Origin of the sequence: Trichocoleus sp. ST-U1, from assembly GCF_039961835.1 — a bacterium.
Classification (GTDB): domain Bacteria; phylum Cyanobacteriota; class Cyanobacteriia; order Cyanobacteriales; family FACHB-T130; genus FACHB-T130.
In genome coordinates this window covers 15766-35152 of the sequence record NZ_JAMPJZ010000003.1, presented here as the reverse complement: position 1 = coordinate 35152, position 19387 = coordinate 15766, and the positions used below count along the sequence as shown (strand labels likewise).

Here is a 19387-nt window from a genome sequence, read left to right as displayed (position 1 = left end):
TTTTCGGTTGTCCCAGCAGGATCGTGCAGGTTGTGACTGAATTGCAACAGAGCTTAACACATTGAAAACTAAATCGCGGTTCCTGGGGTTGTAGCTACTCCCAATCACTCCAGAGATTTTTGCTCCAACTCTATGAATGCTCCTTCCCTCGATTCTGCAATTCGGCAAATCGCGATCGCTTCTATCGGCGGCTATCAGAGGCACATTTCACCCCGCAAAGGGTTTTCTTGCGCTCATCGATTGCTTTACAAGGGGGAATCTTGCTCTCAGTACGCCAAGCGCATGATTGCACAACAGGGTTTGGTGGGGGCGATCGCCACGGTGCGCCAACGATTCCGAGCTTGTAAAATCGCAAACCAAATTTTGCAAGCCAGGTATAGCAGTCAAGCTGATAGCGATCGCTCCAAGCGCGAACGCAGAAATAGAAACTGGGGCTGCAACTGTGATGATTATGGTGCTGTAGATTGTGTTACAGGTGTCTCAGAGCTGAGCTGTGAAGCGCTAGATTGTTTCTCTGAAATGGATTTTGCTTCCTTAGATTGTGGAGTCGCAGATTGTGGCTCTGGGATAGATTGTGGAGTCGCAGATTGCGGGAGTTGCGGAGGATAAAACATTCATCCTTCTTTTTGTTACCCCCCGACTTCAACTTAATTTAAGAATGCTGTGGGGGAGAGCAGGCAAAATCTAACTGTTCTCATTTTGCCTGCGAGTTTTGTTGACCCCCAGGTTTCTAGCAAATGTCAATTAATGCAAATAGATTTTAGGTATGGTATATATGTACGTTAATCTCATCGATAAACCGGAGATTTGTCTATCCTGAACTTTGATGGGTCAATGAAAACCCAGATTAGGATAGCTAAAAAAATATTCTTGTCTAGGGGTCGAAAGTAGTGGGCATTGTTGTTGAAAACGTCTCTAAAGAGTTCGGCAGTTTTAAAGCCGTTGACGAAGTCAACTTAGAAATTCAATCAGGCTCCTTGGTCGCGCTTTTAGGACCTTCGGGTTCTGGTAAATCTACACTGCTGCGACTGATCGCCGGTCTGGAAATGCCAGATAGCGGGAAAATCTGGTTGACTGGTCAAGATGCTACTCATCAGAGCGTTCAAGACCGCAACATCGGGTTTGTATTCCAACACTATGCTCTATTTAAACACCTCACCGTCCGCAAAAATATTGCCTTTGGCTTAGAGATTCAAAAAACTCCCAAAGGCAAAGTAAAGGCGCGGGTAGAAGAATTGCTGGAGTTAGTGCAACTAAGCGGACTAGGCGATCGCTACCCTTCCCAACTCTCCGGCGGTCAGCGACAACGAGTTGCCTTAGCCAGAGCGCTAGCAGTTCAACCCCAAGTATTGCTGCTAGATGAACCCTTTGGAGCCTTAGACGCCAAAGTGCGTAAGGATTTGCGGGCTTGGTTGCGACGTCTGCACGATGAAGTCCACGTCACCACCGTGTTCGTCACCCACGACCAAGAAGAAGCAATGGAAGTCTCCGATGAAATTGTGGTGATGAACAAAGGCAGAGTCGAACAAATTGGCACACCCGCGCAGATTTACGATCGCCCAACGACACCGTTTGTCATGAGTTTCATTGGCCCGGTGAATGTGTTGCCCAGCACTTCCCGCATTTTCGAGGCAAACGGGTTTGATTCGACCCAAGCTGAGATATTCCTGCGTCCCCATGATGTCGTCGTAGAGACGAATCCCAACGGCAGCTCCGTACCCGCACGAGTGAACCGCTTGATTCATCTCGGCTGGGAAATTCAAGCAGAATTAATCTTAGACGATGGTCAGGTCGTCATGGCTCACATCACGCGAGAGCGGTTCGATGAGTTAAATTTGGAGCCGCAACAGCGAGTATTCGTCAAACCAAAGGATGCGAAATCTTTCCCGCTGTATTTTTCGATCTAGCACTTCAGGCGTCAACACTCAGCTTTCAGCTGAATCGGCTTTAATTAGATATCTAAGTCGATTTGAAAGAGCGCATAGTTAAGTTATGAAGTGGGGACGCCTGTCTATTCATCGGTGGCGGTTCATCGGACAATTCTTTTGTCTGTTTTGTCTTTGTTGTTTTCTCGCGATCAGCTGTGGGAAACGACCGGCGCCTGATTCTGCGACTTCTCCCAGTCCTGGTGGTGCCAATTCTGGTCGGATTACCATCGGCACCACCCAGAAGCCACGGACGATGGACCCGGCAGATAATTACGAGCTAGCAGCCGTCTACTTGCTCTATAACCTGAGCGATCGCCTGTATACCTACGAATTGGGAAGCACCCAACTCAAGCCACAGCTGGCGACGGCAATGCCGAAGGTGAGTCCAGACGGGTTAACTTACACGATTCCCGTGCGTCAGGGCGTCGTCTTCCACGATGGCACTCCTTTTAACGCTAAAGCGATGGAATTTTCCCTGCAACGCTTTATCGAAAATAAAGGAAAGCCGTCATTTCTTCTCGGCGATGCGGTGGACTCAGTGAAGGCAACTGGCGACTATGAGTTAACGATTAAGCTGAAAAAGCCGTTTGCTGCTTTTCCCGCCCTGCTGGCCTTTTCCGGTGCCGCTGCGGTTTCACCGAAAGCTTATGAAATTGGCGCTGGAAAGTTCAAGCCAAACACATTTGTGGGTACTGGCCCTTACAAGTTGGCTCAGTTTAGCAGTGAGTCGCAGCGATTGGATGTTTTTGACCAATACTGGGGCGAGAAACCAGTAAATAAAGGAATTGACGTGCAAGTGCTGAGTAATTCAGCCAACTTGTTTAACGCATTTCGCACGGGAGGCGTGGATGTCGCCTACCTATCCCTCGATCCCGACCAGATTGCCAGCTTGAAAGATGGGGCGACCAAAGGGAGCTGGCAAGCGATCGAGTCTCAGGGGAGTGCTGCTAGCTTTCTGGTGCTGAACACCAAGAGTAAGCCGCTAGATAACCCAGTCGTGCGCGGTGCGATCGCATCCATCGTCAACCGACCTTTGGTGAATGAGCGATCGCTCAAAAATCAAGCCGAACCTCTCTACAGCATGGTGCCCACTACCTTTGATGTCTACAAGCCAGTATTTAAAGACCAATACGGGGACGGCAATACCGAAAAAGCAAAACAACTGTTGCAGCAAGCGGGATACTCTCCTACCAATCCCTTGAAGCTGCAAATTTGGTATCCCTCGACTTCACCGACTCGCCGACTCGCTGCCAGTACCCTCAAAGCAGTGGCAGATCAACAACTGGGAGGAACGCTGCAATTTGAAGTTAACACCGTAGACTCTGCTACCTTCTTTAAAAGCGTCTCCCAAGGTCTTTATCAGACCGTCTTACTGGATTGGTATCCAGACTTTCTCGACCCTGACAACTATGTTCAGCCATTTCTGGAGTGTCCGAAAGGATCGGCGGCAAACGGCTGTGAAGACGGCGCAAGCCAGAATCAGGGTTCCTTTTATTACAGCGATCGCATGAACCAGCTGATTGCCCAAGAACGAAAAGAGCAAAACCCCGAAGCCCGCAAGAAGATTTTTGCGGATATTCAAGACCTACTGGCGAAAGACGTACCTTACGTTCCACTCTGGCAAAGTAAAGACTTCGCCTTTACTCAAAAAGGTGTCAGCGGTCTTCGTATCAACCCCACCCAGGATTTCGCCTTCTGGACAATTAGCAAATAGTCTTGAGTTTTGAATTAAAAGTCAAGACTACTTTTGAGTTTCTGGTGTCGAGTTTTGAGCTAAAACATTTTAGAAATCAAAAATCAAACGACAATTCCTCAAAAAAACTCAAAACTTTGAACTTTAATTCAAAACTCAAAACTCAAAACTCAAAACTCTTTTATGTCACGCTCCAAAGCCCTACAGTCTTACATCTTCGTCCGCCTTCTCCTAGCACCCTTGATGCTATGGATCATCATCACCCTAGTGTTTTTGCTCCTCCGTGCCACCCCAGGCGACCCGGTGGATGCAGTTTTAGGCGGTCGCGCCCCAGAAAGCGTCAAAGAGCAATATCGTCAACAGTTGGGGCTATCAGATCCCTTACCGTTGCAATATATTCGCTATTTGGGTTCCCTACTTAGCTTGAACTTGGGGACTTCGCTGACCAGTCAGGGTCAAGATGTTTGGGGTGAGATTCAGAAATACTTTCCCGCGACAGTAGAATTAGCAGTATTTAGTATGGCGATCGCTTTCCTAGTCGGCGTTGGCGTTGGCATCCTTTCCGCCACCCGCCCTGGCACGGCTTTAGACGCGAGCGGTCGCTTGTTTGGCATCATCACATACTCGCTCCCGATATTCTGGGTAGGGATGATTCTACAGTTGATTTTCTCGGTTCAGCTAGGCTGGTTTCCCTTAGGATCGCGCTTTCCCCTAACTACAGCACCCCCGCCACTCATCACGGGTCTTTATACGATTGATAGTCTCCTCAGCGGTAACTTTGAGCATTTTTTCACCGCATTGCATTATCTCGCCCTCCCCAGCTTGACCCTCGGAATCCTCCTAAGCGGAATTTTCGAGCGGATTGTACGGGTGAACTTGAAGCAAACGCTTAAAGCGGATTATGTAGAAGCTGCTAGAGCTAGAGGTATTCCAGAATCGCGGATTCTCTTTGCCCATGCCCTAAAAAATGCCATGATTCCAGTGATTACCGTCCTGGGGCTGACTTTAGCCGCATTGCTTGGCGGCGCAGTTTTAACAGAAGTTACCTTCTCTTGGCCTGGTTTAGGAAATCGACTTTATGAAGCAATTTCTTTACGAGATTACCCTACCGTGCAGGGAATCATGGTATTTTTTGCGTCGATTGTTGTAGTTGCTAGCATTTTGATTGATATTATCAATGCTTACATCGACCCTCGAATTCGGTACTAAAACTGGCAACTCAGACAAAAAGAATGGCTAAATTAATCGCTTTGGGTTGATAAGGGGAAATTAATTCAGCCATCTTGATTGGCTGCTGCCCTTGTTGCCAAAAACTCAGCACTATTAGGAACTTTATGGTGCTTCGGCTGCGGTATTGAGCGAGCGACAACCTTCACCTGTTGCAACGATTAGGTGAAGTATGGTGACGCAGAAGTGATGGAAGTGGTTGAAAACCCGGTTCTTTAAGAAACCGGGTTTCTGATATGCAGCCTAATTTTAGGTTGATTAACGGACAGGAACGGTGTTTGAGAAGGTGGGAACTACGCGATCGCACTGAGAGCCAAATGCCAGTTAATGAGATATCCAGCAAATTTCCCGATGAAGTAGGGAAAGGAAGCAGCCAATAATCTATTTAGATTTCCGGCTGCATAATGCGTAGAATTCGGCTGCTTGCTTTAGCTACCATCAGCTTTGTTGCGACTCTAGTAGGCTCCTTGTTTGACCCGGTAACATTCCTGCACCGCCTTCTCGCAATAGCGCTCAGCACCGTTTTTACCCTGAATTTGGGTATTAGCAGTCCCAATGCCGATTCTGCCTCTGTTGCCGTTGCTGCTCACCCACCTGCCATTCAATCTGCATTCAACAATAAGCTGAATCAATTTGCTTCTGAGTCGCAACAACCGCAAATCCTAGCAAGCCAACCCAGCCCTTTTGAGAGGACCGCCCCGACAAATTACTGTGGTTCTGGCACCATCACCAAACCTACCAGGGGAATCGATACAGACACGAGAGTGTATTCCGTTTTCTATGACTTCAGCCGAGGTCAAGAGTCAGTGAATTCTGCCGCTTGTGGTCGGGAATATTGGATTCCAGCCGAGCAAAGCAATCCTTATTACGGACTTGTATTTGTTTATTGGGTGGATGGATACAAAAATCGTGTTTCTTCTACTCGTTATGTGGAAACGAACAACGGGACACTCATTGTTTGGGATGGTAATCCAGTCAATCCTCTACTGAGAAGAATCCTGACGCGGCAAGATGGAAACCAAGCCCTTTCTCATGCGATCGCGCGGATTCTGAATTGGAGGCAGCTAAGGCGCATTCAGACTGCCTCTATCCCCCAAACCCTTATAAATAACCAGAAACAAGCTTCTATAGCAGCCCAAACCGCCTCTACTTCTGCTTCCCCAAGCCCTCAAACCAGCAAAACAGCAGCTCAAAACTATTGTGGCTCTGGGAGGCTAACTCAACCCGGTAAAGGAGTTGATCGGGATGGTCGTCTTTACTATGTTTTCCATTACTTCAATCGAGTTCCAGAGAAAGTAAATCCTGCTGCTTGCGGTCGGGAGTATTGGATTCCAGTTGAACGCAGCAATCCTAACTACGGTCTTGTATTTGCTTATTTGGTGGATGGTCAAAAAAATCGCGTTTCTTCAATCCGTTATGTGGAAACCCGCAAACGGCAGCTGATCGTTTGGAATGGGAATGCAAACTCTCAACTCCGGAGAACCACGAGGCAGCGAAACGGAACCCAAGTGATTTTTCAAAATTGGTTCCGGATGGTTCTGAGTCAGAAAAAGCTGATGGGTCAAGGTCAGACCATCTATACTCCTCCGACAACTGCTCAGACACCCGCAACTCCTCCCCCAACACCCGCAACTCCTCAACCCGTACCCAACACTCCCCAACCCAATAATTCATTGCTAATTGGTTTTGGTGGCGACACTAGCAACGTGGAAGAAACTTGGATGCACAGCCTTGACGTTGCCAAAGAAGTCGGTTTACCGAAACCGAAAGCTGCATCGCTTGGAGTAGAGGTGGGATGGCAACCCATTTGGTTTGGTTGTGTCGCCGGTCAGAAAACTTGCGCGACGACAGACCGAATGTTTAAAGAAGGAGTTGTCCCCGTCTTTATAGTTAATTTGATTACCCACGATGTCCAAAGTAAAAAAACTTGGGCTGAAATTGAAGCCAGAAAGAGTTGGTACTTCTCGGAGTTAGATCGCCTCGCGAAAGATGTACTCTCTAAGACCCAAGGGACGGTGTATGTATCGCTGGAACCGGAGCATAATCTGGTAGGAACGCTCCGCGATCCCGTCAATGCGAGTTATGGGTGGGATGCCAGTATTCCGCAGAAGTTCGGGCAGTTAATGGCTGAAGCTGCCCAAAGATTACGTACCTCAGCGAGTTCGGTTCCGGGACTGAATTTGAAAGTGGGTTTGGCTTTCGGTGACTTCAATGCCTCCCCCACGGGTCTGCAAAACTATTTACCTGATTTGAAGGCGGCTGCACCGGGAGTCGATTTCTTTGGGTTTCAAGTAACCCAAGGCCCCTGGCGGAATGATGGAAACGGATGCCAACGCTTAACCCCCGATCAAGCGAAGCTTTATGATATGCCCGACCGAGTAATTGCGATCGCCCAATTCATCCAAACCCAACTGCAAAAGCCGTCTCTGATCGATTACTTTTTCCTGATGGCTGATGCTGGCACCGATTGGGACGAGGGAGGCGCGAAAGTTTACCAGGAATTACAACAGCGCTCCTTAGAACTGCAAAACGCTGGATTGATTGGCTTGTTGCACTTTACCCTCATTGATACGCCACAATCTGCTCCAAACTCGTACTGGTGTGACGGTGAGAAAAATCGGGGTATTATCAAGCCCGCAGCCCAACTTTCTAATTTCAGTTACAAGCGCCCTCTTCAGCTAAAAAAGATGGGCAAGGCACTGGGAGATTGGATTGACGCTCAAAGCTAAACGAGTGCATTTCGCCCAGTCACGATCCTTTCTGGTGGGGCAGATAGAATGCTCTGCGTGTTTGTGCGATCGCCAACTCTCTTGATAATCCAAGGTTTTCTTTAGAAAGAATTTAGAATCCTTGCGTATAATCTGTACAGGAATCTTTGGATTCCGATAAAGGTTCTTATAGAAACTTTAAAATACTGTAGCAATAATTTAGTAGTGATGCCCCGGATACTCGTCATCGACGACGACGCTGCGATCGCAGAATTAGTTACCATCAATCTGGAAATGGCTGGATACGATGTCAGCCAAGCACCAGATGGCATTAAAGGTCAGGCACTGGCTTTGCAACTGCAACCAGACCTCATTATGCTTGACCTAATGCTGCCCAATGTGGACGGTTTCACCGTCTGCCAGCGGTTGCGGCGGGATGAACGCACTGCCGATATTCCGGTGTTAATGTTGACAGCACTGGGTCAGACTCAAGATAAGGTAGAAGGCTTTAATGCCGGAGCCGATGATTACCTGACCAAGCCGTTTGAACTCGAAGAAATGCTGGCACGGGTCAGAGCCTTGCTGCGACGAACAGACCGTATTCCCCAAGCCGCCAAACACTCGGAAATCTTGCACTATGGCTCTTTAACCTTAGTCCCAGAACGCTTTGAGGCTATTTGGTTCAATCAGACAGTGAAGTTAACGCATCTGGAGTTTGAATTACTGCACTGCTTACTCCAGCGTCATGGTCAAACCGTTTCTCCTAGTGAAATCCTGCGGGAAGTTTGGGGCTACGATCCCGACGATGACATTGAAACGATTCGGGTGCATATTCGGCACTTGAGAACGAAGCTAGAACCCGATCCCCGCCACCCGCGCTATATTAAGACCGTCTATGGTGCGGGCTACTGTCTGGAGTTGCCGACTGAAGAGCAAGTTAGCACAGACGCAAGCTGATTGATTGTTGATTTGCCTGTGTTGTGTTCATCAAGATGTGTTCATCAACAGCCCTTTCTTCCTAGGTGGGGAAGGTCTGCTTGAAGAAAATGGAACGGTTCTAAGCTTCCCGGAGAAAGCAAAAAAACCGACCTTGGCAAGCAGGGAGTGCCAAGCATAAGGGAGTGTTAAGCCACCCGATGGGGCTGTATAGATAGAGGAATTGGGCAATGCGCCCCTAAAAGAGATTCCTCTTCTACCTTCTGGATCGGAATTTCGATAATAAACTCTGTTCCCTTTCCCGGTGTTGACACGCACTCGAGTTGACCCCCGTGACGTTCAACTACAACTTGGTAGCTAATGGACAAGCCCAAGCCAGTCCCTTTTCCCACGGCTTTCGTCGTAAAGAAGGGGTCAAAAATTTGTTTCTGAATTGCTTCGGGAATGCCAGGGCCATTATCCGCAATCCTGATGACAACAGAGGCAGGATTGGGACTTAGGGATGTAGGGCTTTGCCCTTCTCGAAGGGTGGGATGAGGATTGGCATTGAATTCATCCTTTATCCTGATTCCTTCATCCTTCAAAGAGGTGCGAATGGTAATCTGGCTGGGGTTGGCTTTGAGATCCTCCGGCGTCAGCGATGCTCCTCCTGCGGAGACTTGCTGGGCATTGTATTCTTCTAAAGCATCAATTGCATTACTGAGGAGATTCATAAACACTTGGTTGAGTTGCCCAGCGTAACAATCTACTTTGGGCAAATCGCCGTATTCTTTAATAATCTGAATTTTGGGATGGGAGCTGTCTTCTTTCAACCGATGCTGCAAAATCAACAGCGTGTTATCTATGCCCTCATGAATATCAACCGCCTTCTTCTGGGATTCATCCAGGCGGGAGAAATTCCGCAGCGACAAGACCAAATCGCGGATGCGGTCGGCTCCCATTTTCATGGAAGTCAGTAGTTTGGGAAAATCTTCCACCAAGAAATCTAAATCGATATCCTGATTTGCAACTTGAATTTCGGTAGGGGGTTTGGGAAAGTGCTTTTGATAGAGATTTAACAGGTTCAGCAGGTCATGAGCATACTGATTCGCATGGTCGAGATTGCCGTAGATGAAGGAGACTGGATTATTAATTTCATGGGCAACACCTGCAACCAACTGCCCTAAACTGGACATCTTTTCGCTCTGAATTAGCTGAGATTGGGTTTGTCCCAATTCTCCCAAGGTTCGTTTTAGTTGGGTTGTTTGTTCTTTTAGCTGGGCTTCTGATTTCAGCCAAGCGATTTCTGCCTGTTTGCGTTCGACCAGTTCGGCGTTTAGCTGTTGGAAGAGAACGGATTGCTTAATTGCGATCGCTAGCTGCACGCTCAGCTGTTTGAGCAATTCTACTTCTGATTCTTGCCATTTTCGGGGTTCTCGACAGTGATGGGCAATCAGCAACCCCCATAAATTTTCCCCTTGCAGAATCGGAACTACCAAGTTAGCTCTCACCTGAAACTGGGCAAGTAAATCAATATGGCATTGTTGGATACCAGCAGTATAGATATTGTCAATCGCTCGAACCCCACCTTGCTGGTATGGCGAGACGTAGCTTTTCCCAAAGCAAGGATCTTGGATGCTGGTTCCTAAAATAGGCGTCCAATCCTCACCGACCGACTCTACAACCACAACTCCGTTCCGATCTAGATCGAAGCGGTAAATGAGTACCCGGTCAGTAGAGAGAAAATGGCGCACTTCTGCCACAGTTGTATTGAGAACTTCTTCTAAATCTAGAGACTGACGGATGCGCTTAGCGATCGCTCCGACCAGCCGTTCTCTCAAAAATTGCTGTCGCGACGCTTCCTCTGCTTGCTTGCGTTCGGTAATATCCATCACCGTTCCCATCATCCGCACGCACTTCCCCGTATTGTCGCGCACAACGGCACCCCGTGACGCCACCCAGCCAATTCCATCAGGACGAATGACGCGATACTCCATCTTTAAGTCTTTCCCGACTTCTACGATGCTCGCAATCTCAAGTCCCACGCGGTAGCAATCTTCAGGATGAATGCATTGGAGATAAGCCTCGTAGGTGCCAGTAAAGGAACCAGGAGCCAGACCAAAAATCCCTTCCACCTCTTCAGACCAAGTCACCCGATTGGTTCCCAGATCCCAGTCCCAAACCCCCATACTTGCCGCACCCAGAGCCAGCCGCAGCCGCGTTTCCCCTTCGCACTGCGCCTCTTGGGCGGCTTTACGCTCGGTAATATCCGTCTGGACGCCAATAAATTGCGTCACCCGACCCTCGTCGTCATACACCGGCGAAATACTCAGGTCATTCCAGAAAGGCGTCCCATCTTTGCGATAGTTCTTGAGAACAACCTGGCATTCTTTCCCCGTCCGCACGGCTTGACGAATTTGCTCAATTGCGGCTGGATCTGTATCATTTCCTTGCAAAAATCGGCAGTTTCGTCCCAAAACTTCGGCGGTCGAATACCCGGTTATTTTTTCAAAGGCAGGATTGCAATAGATAATTGGATTATTTGGCAGACTGGCGTCGCTAATGACGATGCCACAGCTGGTTGCTGCCATCGCTCGGTCATACAGCCTTAGTGTCCCCGTGTCCCCTTGGTGCCCCGTGAGGTCTTGGAACTCCCCACATCTAGCTTGCTGGCTTGCCATCAGAATTTAAGAACCGAACGTTAACAGCCTTTCTTCAAGATAAATCAATATTAAAAATAACTTAAATATTCCCGAAGATAGATCCCCCGCTTTTCTATCATAAATAAAGCATTTTTGCCAAGATAATCTCTAAAATTAAGCCTCATCAAAACAAAGTAAAATCGGGAATTTCCCAGAATCGAGAAATTGCCACAAAAGCCTAGCAGTCGGTAAAAAAATTACAGCCAGTATTAATTTTTAAAGGAAGAATACAAAGTGATTCGCTCCAAGACGTAGCCTTCCAATTTAGAGGCTCGATGGGCTGCCGTATGTTGTGCCAAAGCGCGAGTCCAAGCGCGATCGCCGATTGCAATTCTCTCAGCTTCCGGAGTTTCTTGAAGCTCCTGTAAAGTATCGGCAGGCGACTCGGCAATCAGAATTTCTTTACCCATTTCAAAAATTGTTTCCAACCCCTACCAATAATCACTAATCATTGGAGTTCCACATGCAGATGCTTCAAATAAACGCACGCTGGGAGAATAATCTGCTTCAACCATATTAGTCCGTCTAATATTAAGAGTGAACAGTTGGAAAGGGTAAAACTAGCGGTGTCGAGCAGGTGGCAAATGCTCGATTTGCTCAACATTTTTGGGCCAGTTAATATTATTCGGATACTGTGGCCCTGCCACCACAAAGCGACCTTCTTGCTACTGATGAGCTGGAAGCAACAGATTGTCCAGGCTAGGCTGTCAGTCGCCCCGTGTAAGTTTCCCTATCGTCAAGATGCCAAAATTGAGGAAACTGTTCCTGATATCGCAATCCTAAATGATTTGTGAAGGCGAGCTCCCCGACTTCTTACGGAAGTCGGGATCTGAACCCCTGGAATCTCACAAGGAGTGCTATAGAACCTTACAAATTGATGAAATTCGGGTTTTAGGAAGGAATGATGTCAGTAGTTAAAGGAAGTTTTAATAAAAATTTTCAAAGCATTTGAAAGATTTCTTTGGCAGCGCGATCGCAAACTCCCACTTCTCCCAAGGAGGAGCGCATTTCTTGATAATCTGCAACAGTTTGCTGGCGACGTTCGGGATTGAGTAAGAGTTCTAAAGCTTCTTGGACAATGTTTTCTGGCGTAGCTTGATCTTGCAGCAATTCTGGCACAATCGACCGCATCATTACCAAGTTGGCTGGCGACATGAAGGGAATCGAGAATTTTAGAAGATTACGGGCAATCCAATAGGTAAAGCGACTAACGCGGTAGAGAACCACCTGCGGCACGTTTAAAAGGGCAAGTTCCAGATTTACAGTCCCCGACTTAGCGATCGCTAAATCAGCCGCCGCCAGAACTTCCTGACTTTTACCAGAAACCAGAGTTGCATTTAAACCATAACGTCCAATCGCCGCTTCAATTTGGAGCCGATAAGCTTCCAGAGACAAAGGAATCCAGAAATGAACTTGAGGCAGTTTGTTTTGGATCGCTTTCGCCGCCTCAAACATAACCGGCATGAGATACTTGAGTTCTTGAGGACGAGAGGCAGGGAGAAGCGCGATCGCAATTTGTTCTGGCTCTATCTCTAAGATTCTTCGTGCCGCTTCTCGGCTGGGAGCCTTTTGCATCCGATCCACCAAGGGATGCCCCACCCAAGCAGCCGATGCCCCCCGTTTTTGGAAATATTGCGCTTCCTCTGGGAAAATCGCCAACACTTGGTCGCTAATCTCGATGATTCGAGTGGTGTCGCGCTTAAAGGGCGACCAAACCCATACCTGCGGCGTGATGTAGTACGCGACTGGCACCTGCGGCATCTGTCGCTGAAGATAAGTGCCAACGCCAATATTTGGGCCTAAGTAGTCAATTAGCACCACCAGATCGGGTGGGTTCTCTCGGAGGTACTGTTTGGCTCGACGCTGGACTTGTAAGGTCGGTAACACATAAGGGAGAGATTCAAAAAGCCCCACCGAACCAATCCCGCTGGTATTGCTCAAGAGAGTCGCACCCGCCGCCGCCATGCGATCGCCCCCCAAGGCAACAATTTCTAATTCCAAGCCAGTTGCCTGTGCTTGTCGATAAAGTGCCTCAATCAGTAGCGCCCCTTGCAGATCCCCTGAAACTTCGCCAGTGCTGATAAATATACGCATTAATTTGGTAATCAGTAATGGGTAATCGAGTTTTGAGTTTTGAGTTGAGTTTTGAATGAAACAAATAACTTTGAACTCAAAACTCAGACGCGGTTTAGGGCGTCTCTACAACTTTTTTCCCAATTACTCTTCATCTTTATTCTTCGTTCTTTTCCCTGGAATCGGACCGCGCCGCCCTGGCGCTTGAGAAAGTTGCAGGAACCGGCGCAGGTGTTGCAAGTATTCGTTATCTGGGAGCAGATCCAGTTGTTCTAGGGATTGATTCAGGGGTAATCCAGAACGATAGAGAATCCGAAACGCTTTTTTGAGAATTCCCAACTCAGCGGCAGATAAACCAGCGCGTTTGAGTCCCACCAAGTTGAGACTGCGTACCCGCGATGGATTTCCCTCTACAAGCAGATAAGGAGGCACATCGCGGTCAATGCGACTCATCCCGCCCACCATCGCGCCTCGCCCGATGTGGACAAATTGATGAATCCCTAGGACGCCACCAATCACCGCCCGCGAATCGATCTGGACGTGCCCAGCGAGCGACACCGCATTGGAAATAATCACTTTATCTGCGATCGCGCAATTATGAGCAACGTGGACATAAGCCATCAGCAAATTGCCATTGCCAATTACCGTCGCTTCACCCTCGCCAGTTGCCCGGTTAATTGTGACATACTCTCGAATTCGATTACCATCACCAATTTTTACCCAGGTTTTAGCCCCGTCATACTTGAGGTCTTGGGGTTCTAAGCCAATTGCTGCCCCCGGAAAAATGTGATTTTGTGCACCAATTTCCGTTGGTCCCTCGATTACAACATGAGCGCCAATCGTGGTTTCAGCACCAATTTTTACTTGTTCTCCAATCACCGCATAAGGCCCAACTTGCACGCTGGGGTGTAGTTGAGCGTCAGGGTGAATTATCGCGGTGGGATGAATCATATACAGGACTGTTAGCGCTCTTCGGCGCGATCGCGCGGACTGTTAGCGAAGCACGGACTGAGTAAACAAAAGTGACAAGTCACAAATCAAAACTGAGGAATGAGGAATAAAGTTAGCGTTAGGAGTTATGAGTCAGAATTTAACCATCAGCTTCTTCAACTAATGTGCCATCAAACTTCTTTTCTCAAACCTGTTTTTTAGCCTGCGAATAGAGTAGGGCTAAGCAAACACTCCTCAGTCCTCATGACTGTTTTAGTCAACGATGGAAAACATCAGTTCGCCTTCTGTAGCCAATTGACCATCGACTTCGGCACGGGCGTGCATCTTTCCAAAACGACGCCGTTTGACACACAGCAGTTCCACGGTCATGACTAGCTGATCTCCCGGTACTACGGGGCGACGGAAGCGGACTTTATCAATGCCAGCAAACATAAATAAGCCGCTTTCAATATCTGGGAGTTGGGTCAATACAATCCCGCCCACTTGAGCCATTGCTTCCACAATTAATACCCCAGGCATAATCGGACGACCGGGGAAATGCCCTTGAAAATGGGGTTCATTAAAGGTGACATTTTTGATGCCCACAGCCCTTTCTCCGGGCACGTACTCGATAATCCGATCCACCAATGCAAAAGGATACCGATGGGGCAGCAATTTTTGAATGTCTTCGATCGTCAGGATGGTTTTGGCAGCAGACTGGCTGTTTTGTGCTGTTTCTTCCCCGACATTCTTGGCTTGGGGCGTCGCAGTCTCAGCATCGGGTGTATTGACTTCAATCAGTGTGGACATGGGCTGTATGACAGGGATTAGAGGCTAGGGGCTAGAGTTGCGATCGCGCAGCCACTTTACACAGGCTCACTCAGGGCGACTCGCAACTTCTTGGAGTAACTGCTGGGTGAGTTGAATATGCAGGTGATGGCTGGCTTTGTAGGCGAGGATATGAGCTTGCGGGAAATATCCCAGTAAACTTAAATCCCCTACTAAATCTAAAAGTTTATGACGCACTGGCTCATTTGAAAATCTTAAGGGAGGATTAAGCCATCCTTGTGAATCGCAAACGAGGGCGTTGTCTAAACTTCCGCCTTTGATTAAACCTGCGGCTTGTAACTGCTCAATTTGGTGAGCCAGACCAAACGTGCGAGCGGGTGCGATCGCTTCGGCAAAATTTTCTCGCCCCGGCGTCCAGCTGTGCCACTGGTTGCCAATCGCCGCCGAGTCAAAGTCAATTCCGTAGGAAAAGCGCAACTCTGGCGCTGGTAGGGCGGCGACAAAAGCATCGCCTTGATAGACCCAGACGGGCTTTTCTATCTTAAAAGTTGAATCGGGAATTAATTCATCGTTACCGACAATCCCTGCTTGCGCGATCGCTTCCGCCCAAATCAGCGCTGAGCCATCCAGCAGGGGCACTTCCGGGCCATCAATCTCAATTCGAGCGTTATCGACACCGCTGCCTGCTAAAGCGGCTAGCAGGTGTTCCACAGTCCGAACCCGCGCCTCTCCACTGCTAGCAAGTTCGGTGGAGAGGGTTGTCTGACTGACTGCTTCCACCCGCGCTGGAATCACGGGTGCCCCAGCCAGGTCAACTCTGACAAAGTAACGTCCCTCTCCAGCCGCCGCTGGTAGCACTCGGACATGGGTAGGGACGCCGCTATGTAGACCGACGCCAGATTGTTCAAAAGATCCTTTTAGCGTGTGTTGTTTCATAATTAAAAATTAAAAATTAAAAACTAAAAATTGAAGAAATTCTCCTAATTTTTAATTTTTAATTTTACATTTTTAATTTTTAGAATCTCTCCCCAATTCCAAAGTGGAGGCGGCTGTCCCCTTCGTTATTAAAACCATAGTCGATACGAATCGGGCCGAGGGGAGATTGCACGCGGACGCCAAGACCATAACCAAAGCCGCTTCCGGGCTTACCCCGCACCCCAGCCGGATCTCCGGGCACGGTGCTACCAGTCCCGAAATCGGTTGCGGCATCGACAAACAAAGCACCACCCACAATCGAGAAAATCGGGAAGCGATACTCTGCGGTCGCTTGGATAAAGCTGCGACCGCTGCCGACATCTCCTTCCTCAAAACCCCGCACCGAGTTACTACCGCCTAGAGAGAAAGCTTCATAGGGAGGTAAATCGCCGAGGACGGTTCCGGCTTGAACGTTGAAGGCGAGCGCTTGTGGCCCTGGGGAGAAGTTCGTATATCTGACAGGAAGATAGTAGCTATAGCTACCGCGCAGACGGTTAAACAGAATCCCTCCCACACCTACGGGGAGAGACTGTTCAACGCCTAGGCGCAGTAGAGATCCAGAGGTCGGAATTACGGCGCTGTTACGGCGATCGCGCACAACCCCAAATTGCAGGGTCAACAAGTCGTCTTTCCCTTCCCCACTAAAGCTCAGGTCGTTGCCTAGCTCATCCTTCGGGCTAATGTCGCCGTCGGAATTTCGGATCGAAACCCGTTGATACTGCAAGCCCAGACTCGCTCTCCATTCCGGATCTGCAAAAACATCTCGGGAAAGCGGACGGGTAAAGGTGACGCCACCCCCCAATCGCAGGACGCGGGGTCTGTCTCCATCGGGTAATTCCACCTCTGTGTCACCGCCATCAAAAATCAGCGAAATGGATCGGCGTCTGAACCCATTGACGGTGTAGGAAGTCCGGTAAGGATCGCCAGCAATCCAGGGATCTGTAAAGTTGACATCAAATAGCAGTTCTCGCTGACCGACCTGCAACTCTGCCCCCAGCTTCTGGTTATTGCCCCCCAGATTTTGCTCTTGATAGCTAATGGTGCCGAATAATCCACTAGCGGAACTAATCCCAGCACCCGCCGCCACTGAGCCGGTGTTCTTCTCAATCACGTCCACGACCACCACCACTTTGCGCGGATCTTGCCCCGGTCTGAATGAGAGTCGCACATCTTCAAAGATGCCTAAGCGAAAGACTCGGCGCAGATCCCTTTCCGCTTTCGTCCGGTTAAAGACTTCTCCAGAATTCAGTTCAATTTCTCGCGTGATGATGAAATCGCGGGTGCGACCCCGGATGGGTTGACCTTCATCATTTGCGGGTTGTCCGTCTTTGTCGAGAAAGCGGACTTCGATATCCTCAATCAGTCCTTCTGCTACCTCTAGACGTACCGTGCCATCCTCAGCAATCTGGGGTGCGGCAACTACTTGTGCCAAGTCATAGCCGTTTTCTTTGTACCACTGGTTTATTTTTTTAATGCCTTCTTGCAGTTCGCGGATGTTGAGGGTGCGACCATACTGAGGCGCGAAGGCGTCATCGATTACCTTTTGGGGGAGTGCCCGCTGATTTTGGTCGGCAGGGACGGGGACAACCACTACCTGACGCAAAACTGGGTTAGGTTCTACTACAAAGACGACACGGACACCCAGCGGGGTATCCTGTGGCTCTACTCTGGCGTTGCTGAAAAAACCTGTGGCGTAGATGGCATTCACATCTTCCTGTAACTGGCTCCGGGTCGCCGTTTGTCCGGGTCGGGTGCGAATTGCCTCATAAACTTCGTTTTCGAGATCCCCTTCTACGCCAGTAACAACGACTTCACCCACTAGCACTCTGGCTTCTGGCTGGTCAGTAGGCGCAGGTTGTACCGTTTCAGGCGTTGTTGCAGGTTGTCCACCTTCAGGGGTTGGTACAGGTTGTTCCCGTGGCTCTGGCAACTCAAGATTCGGCTCACCAGTCGTCCCTGGCGTGAGATCGAATTCAATGGTATCCGGCGTTTCTTGTTGCGGTGTTGATTCTTCGCCAGTGCGCGGAACCACTGGCTCTGTTTCCGGCGTGGGAGAGGATGGAGATTGGGTTGTGGGAGTTTGGCTGAGTACGGATGAGGGGGATTTTGCCCCTACAGGCTCTTTTGTTGTTGGAACGCTCATGGTGTTAACCACCACGTTATTGGCTGGTGGCGGTTCCCGACGACTGCTACTGGCAACCTCTACGCGCTCCGGTTTAACTGGGACGTTAACTGGGACGTTAACTGGAGCGGGTGCGGTGGTGGAGCGTGTAACAATCTCAGTGAGGCTGGGCGACGGTCTAAGCGCCCTCCCAGGCGGTGTCGTCTCTGGGGCACTCACAGCATTGACGACTACGTTATTGGTTGGTTGAGATTCTGGGCGATCGCGTCCTGCGTCAGCCTGGGTCTGCTCAATATAATCGCCATACCACGCTGTTCTCTCGGAGGTGTCCGACGAAGAATTTGTCGTTTGCCCTCTGGCAGGAAATGCTACACAGCAGGCAGATGAGGCAGCCAAAATCGTCAATAAAAAGGGAGATAAGCGCATTCTTTTACTCGTTTTCGACACTTCCACACACATTGAAAATAGAGACAAAAGTAAAAAAGCAAAAAGCCAAAGAAAGAATTTTTTCTGCTTTTACTTTTTACGATTTACTTGTTCGAGAACTCTTTTTAGCACTTGCTGGTAGGCATCTTCCACCTGCCCCAAATCCCGACGGAACCGATCTTTATCTAGCACTCGCCGGTCGGGATCGTCTTCAGACTCATCCCAAAGACGGCAGGTATCGGGGCTGATTTCGTCTCCCAGTCGTATCTCGCTATGCCGGTCAACGCCAAACTCCAACTTGAAATCCACTAGGGTAATCCGGCATTGGTGAAAAAAGTCTCTGAGGATTTCGTTAATCCGCAAGGCGCTACTTTGTAATTGGTCAAGCTGTTCTGGTGTCGCTAATTTCAATAACATCAAGCGATCGCGTGTTAACAAAGGATCTCCGAGATCGTCATTTTTAAAATAAAATTCCACCAGCGGATCGGGCAGGACGGTACCTACGGGCAACCCTGTTTGTTGACACAGACTTCCCGCAGCAATGTTCCTGACCACCACTTCTAGGGGCAGAATCTTTAACGCTTGGACGCGCATTTGGTTGGGTGCCGGACAGTCAATGAAGTGGGTTGGGATGCCCGATGCTTCCAAAACCTGGAACAAATAAGCGGCAATGGTGCAGTTAATTTCACCTTTGCCGATAATCTGACCGCGCTTTTTGGCATTAAAGGCGGTAGCTTCGTCTTTGAAGTGAGCCAGCAGAATGTCCGGATCGTCCGTGGTATAGAGAATCTTGGCTTTGCCTTCGTAAAGGTTGGTTGATTGGGCGGACATGGAGAGTCGTTATTTGTATTAATGGATCGTCGGCAGCAGCACAGAAGATTTTAATGCCTTAGGAGCCG

General features: G+C 49.0%; 15 protein-coding genes and 2 pseudogenes. 9 read left to right on the top strand and 8 right to left on the bottom strand.

All coding sequences use genetic code 11. The features are described 5' to 3' along the window. Nucleotides 1-132 precede the first annotated feature (132 nt). The 8 genes and pseudogenes from yidD to NDA06_RS02225 all read left to right on the top strand — a co-directional run bounded on the left by yidD (nucleotide 133) and on the right by NDA06_RS02225 (nucleotide 8513). A complete protein-coding gene (gene yidD, locus NDA06_RS02260; RefSeq protein WP_190535678.1) occupies nucleotides 133-609 on the top strand; it encodes a membrane protein insertion efficiency factor YidD in 477 nt (158 codons plus the stop codon). Nucleotides 610-890: 281 nt separating this feature from the next. Beyond that, nucleotides 891-1907 (top strand): TOBE-like domain-containing protein, encoded by a 1017-nt coding sequence (locus NDA06_RS02255; RefSeq protein WP_190412956.1) that lies wholly within the window; start codon nucleotides 891-893, stop codon nucleotides 1905-1907. Between the two features lie 85 nt (nucleotides 1908-1992). Then, the gene (locus NDA06_RS02250) at nucleotides 1993-3642 is read left to right on the top strand and encodes an ABC transporter substrate-binding protein (protein ID WP_190984752.1); all 1650 of its coding nucleotides are present in this window, start codon (nucleotides 1993-1995) and stop codon (nucleotides 3640-3642) included. Between the two features lie 162 nt (nucleotides 3643-3804). Further along, on the top strand, nucleotides 3805-4830 hold the full coding sequence (locus NDA06_RS02245) for an ABC transporter permease (RefSeq protein WP_190412954.1): 1026 nt from the start codon (nucleotides 3805-3807) through the stop codon (nucleotides 4828-4830). A gap of 23 nt (nucleotides 4831-4853) precedes the next feature. After that, nucleotides 4854-5008 (top strand): annotated as a pseudogene (locus NDA06_RS02240) (DNA adenine methylase); the annotation flags it as partial. 76 nt (nucleotides 5009-5084) lie between these two features. After that, nucleotides 5085-5228, top strand: a complete 144-nt coding sequence (locus NDA06_RS02235; RefSeq protein WP_190527517.1) for a hypothetical protein — start codon at nucleotides 5085-5087, stop codon at nucleotides 5226-5228. Nucleotides 5229-5252: 24 nt separating this feature from the next. Further along, nucleotides 5253-7577, top strand: coding sequence for a hypothetical protein (locus NDA06_RS02230; RefSeq protein WP_190984753.1), 2325 nt, complete (start codon nucleotides 5253-5255; stop codon nucleotides 7575-7577). A gap of 207 nt (nucleotides 7578-7784) precedes the next feature. Then, nucleotides 7785-8513 carry a response regulator transcription factor gene (locus NDA06_RS02225; RefSeq protein WP_190411733.1) on the top strand — a complete coding sequence of 243 codons (729 nt, stop codon included), beginning with the start codon at nucleotides 7785-7787 and terminating at the stop codon, nucleotides 8511-8513. 167 nt (nucleotides 8514-8680) lie between these two features. Here the strand turns inward: NDA06_RS02225 and NDA06_RS02220 are convergent, their stop codons facing one another. Both NDA06_RS02220 and NDA06_RS02215 read right to left on the bottom strand, forming a co-directional pair. Continuing rightward, nucleotides 8681-11152, bottom strand: a complete 2472-nt coding sequence (locus NDA06_RS02220) for a PAS domain-containing protein (RefSeq protein ID WP_242047354.1) — start codon at nucleotides 11150-11152, stop codon at nucleotides 8681-8683. Between the two features lie 230 nt (nucleotides 11153-11382). Continuing rightward, nucleotides 11383-11688 (bottom strand): annotated as a pseudogene (locus NDA06_RS02215) (glycosyltransferase). A 51-nt stretch (nucleotides 11689-11739) separates the two neighbouring features. Here NDA06_RS02215 and NDA06_RS02210 point away from each other — a divergent pair. After that, nucleotides 11740-11967, top strand: a complete 228-nt coding sequence (locus NDA06_RS02210; protein WP_199323970.1) for a hypothetical protein — start codon at nucleotides 11740-11742, stop codon at nucleotides 11965-11967. Nucleotides 11968-12112: 145 nt separating this feature from the next. On the opposite strand, the gene lpxB is transcribed toward NDA06_RS02210, so the two are convergent. The 6 genes from lpxB to purC all read right to left on the bottom strand — a co-directional run bounded on the left by lpxB (nucleotide 12113) and on the right by purC (nucleotide 19319). Continuing rightward, a complete protein-coding gene (gene lpxB, locus NDA06_RS02205; protein ID WP_190984755.1) occupies nucleotides 12113-13267 on the bottom strand; it encodes a lipid-A-disaccharide synthase in 1155 nt (384 codons plus the stop codon). Nucleotides 13268-13390: 123 nt separating this feature from the next. Next, nucleotides 13391-14197 (bottom strand): acyl-ACP--UDP-N-acetylglucosamine O-acyltransferase, encoded by an 807-nt coding sequence (gene lpxA / locus NDA06_RS02200; RefSeq protein WP_190535668.1) that lies wholly within the window; start codon nucleotides 14195-14197, stop codon nucleotides 13391-13393. 252 nt (nucleotides 14198-14449) lie between these two features. Continuing rightward, entirely contained in the window at nucleotides 14450-14986 is a 537-nt protein-coding gene (fabZ, locus tag NDA06_RS02195; RefSeq protein ID WP_190411736.1) for a 3-hydroxyacyl-ACP dehydratase FabZ, read from the bottom strand. 66 nt (nucleotides 14987-15052) lie between these two features. Continuing rightward, entirely contained in the window at nucleotides 15053-15901 is an 849-nt protein-coding gene (lpxC, locus tag NDA06_RS02190) for a UDP-3-O-acyl-N-acetylglucosamine deacetylase (RefSeq protein WP_190984756.1), read from the bottom strand. Nucleotides 15902-15980: 79 nt separating this feature from the next. Beyond that, the gene (locus NDA06_RS02185; RefSeq protein ID WP_190984757.1) at nucleotides 15981-18488 is read right to left on the bottom strand and encodes a BamA/TamA family outer membrane protein; all 2508 of its coding nucleotides are present in this window, start codon (nucleotides 18486-18488) and stop codon (nucleotides 15981-15983) included. Between the two features lie 90 nt (nucleotides 18489-18578). Then, nucleotides 18579-19319 (bottom strand): phosphoribosylaminoimidazolesuccinocarboxamide synthase, encoded by a 741-nt coding sequence (purC, locus tag NDA06_RS02180; RefSeq protein WP_190984758.1) that lies wholly within the window; start codon nucleotides 19317-19319, stop codon nucleotides 18579-18581. Between the last annotated feature and the right edge of the window lie 68 nt (nucleotides 19320-19387).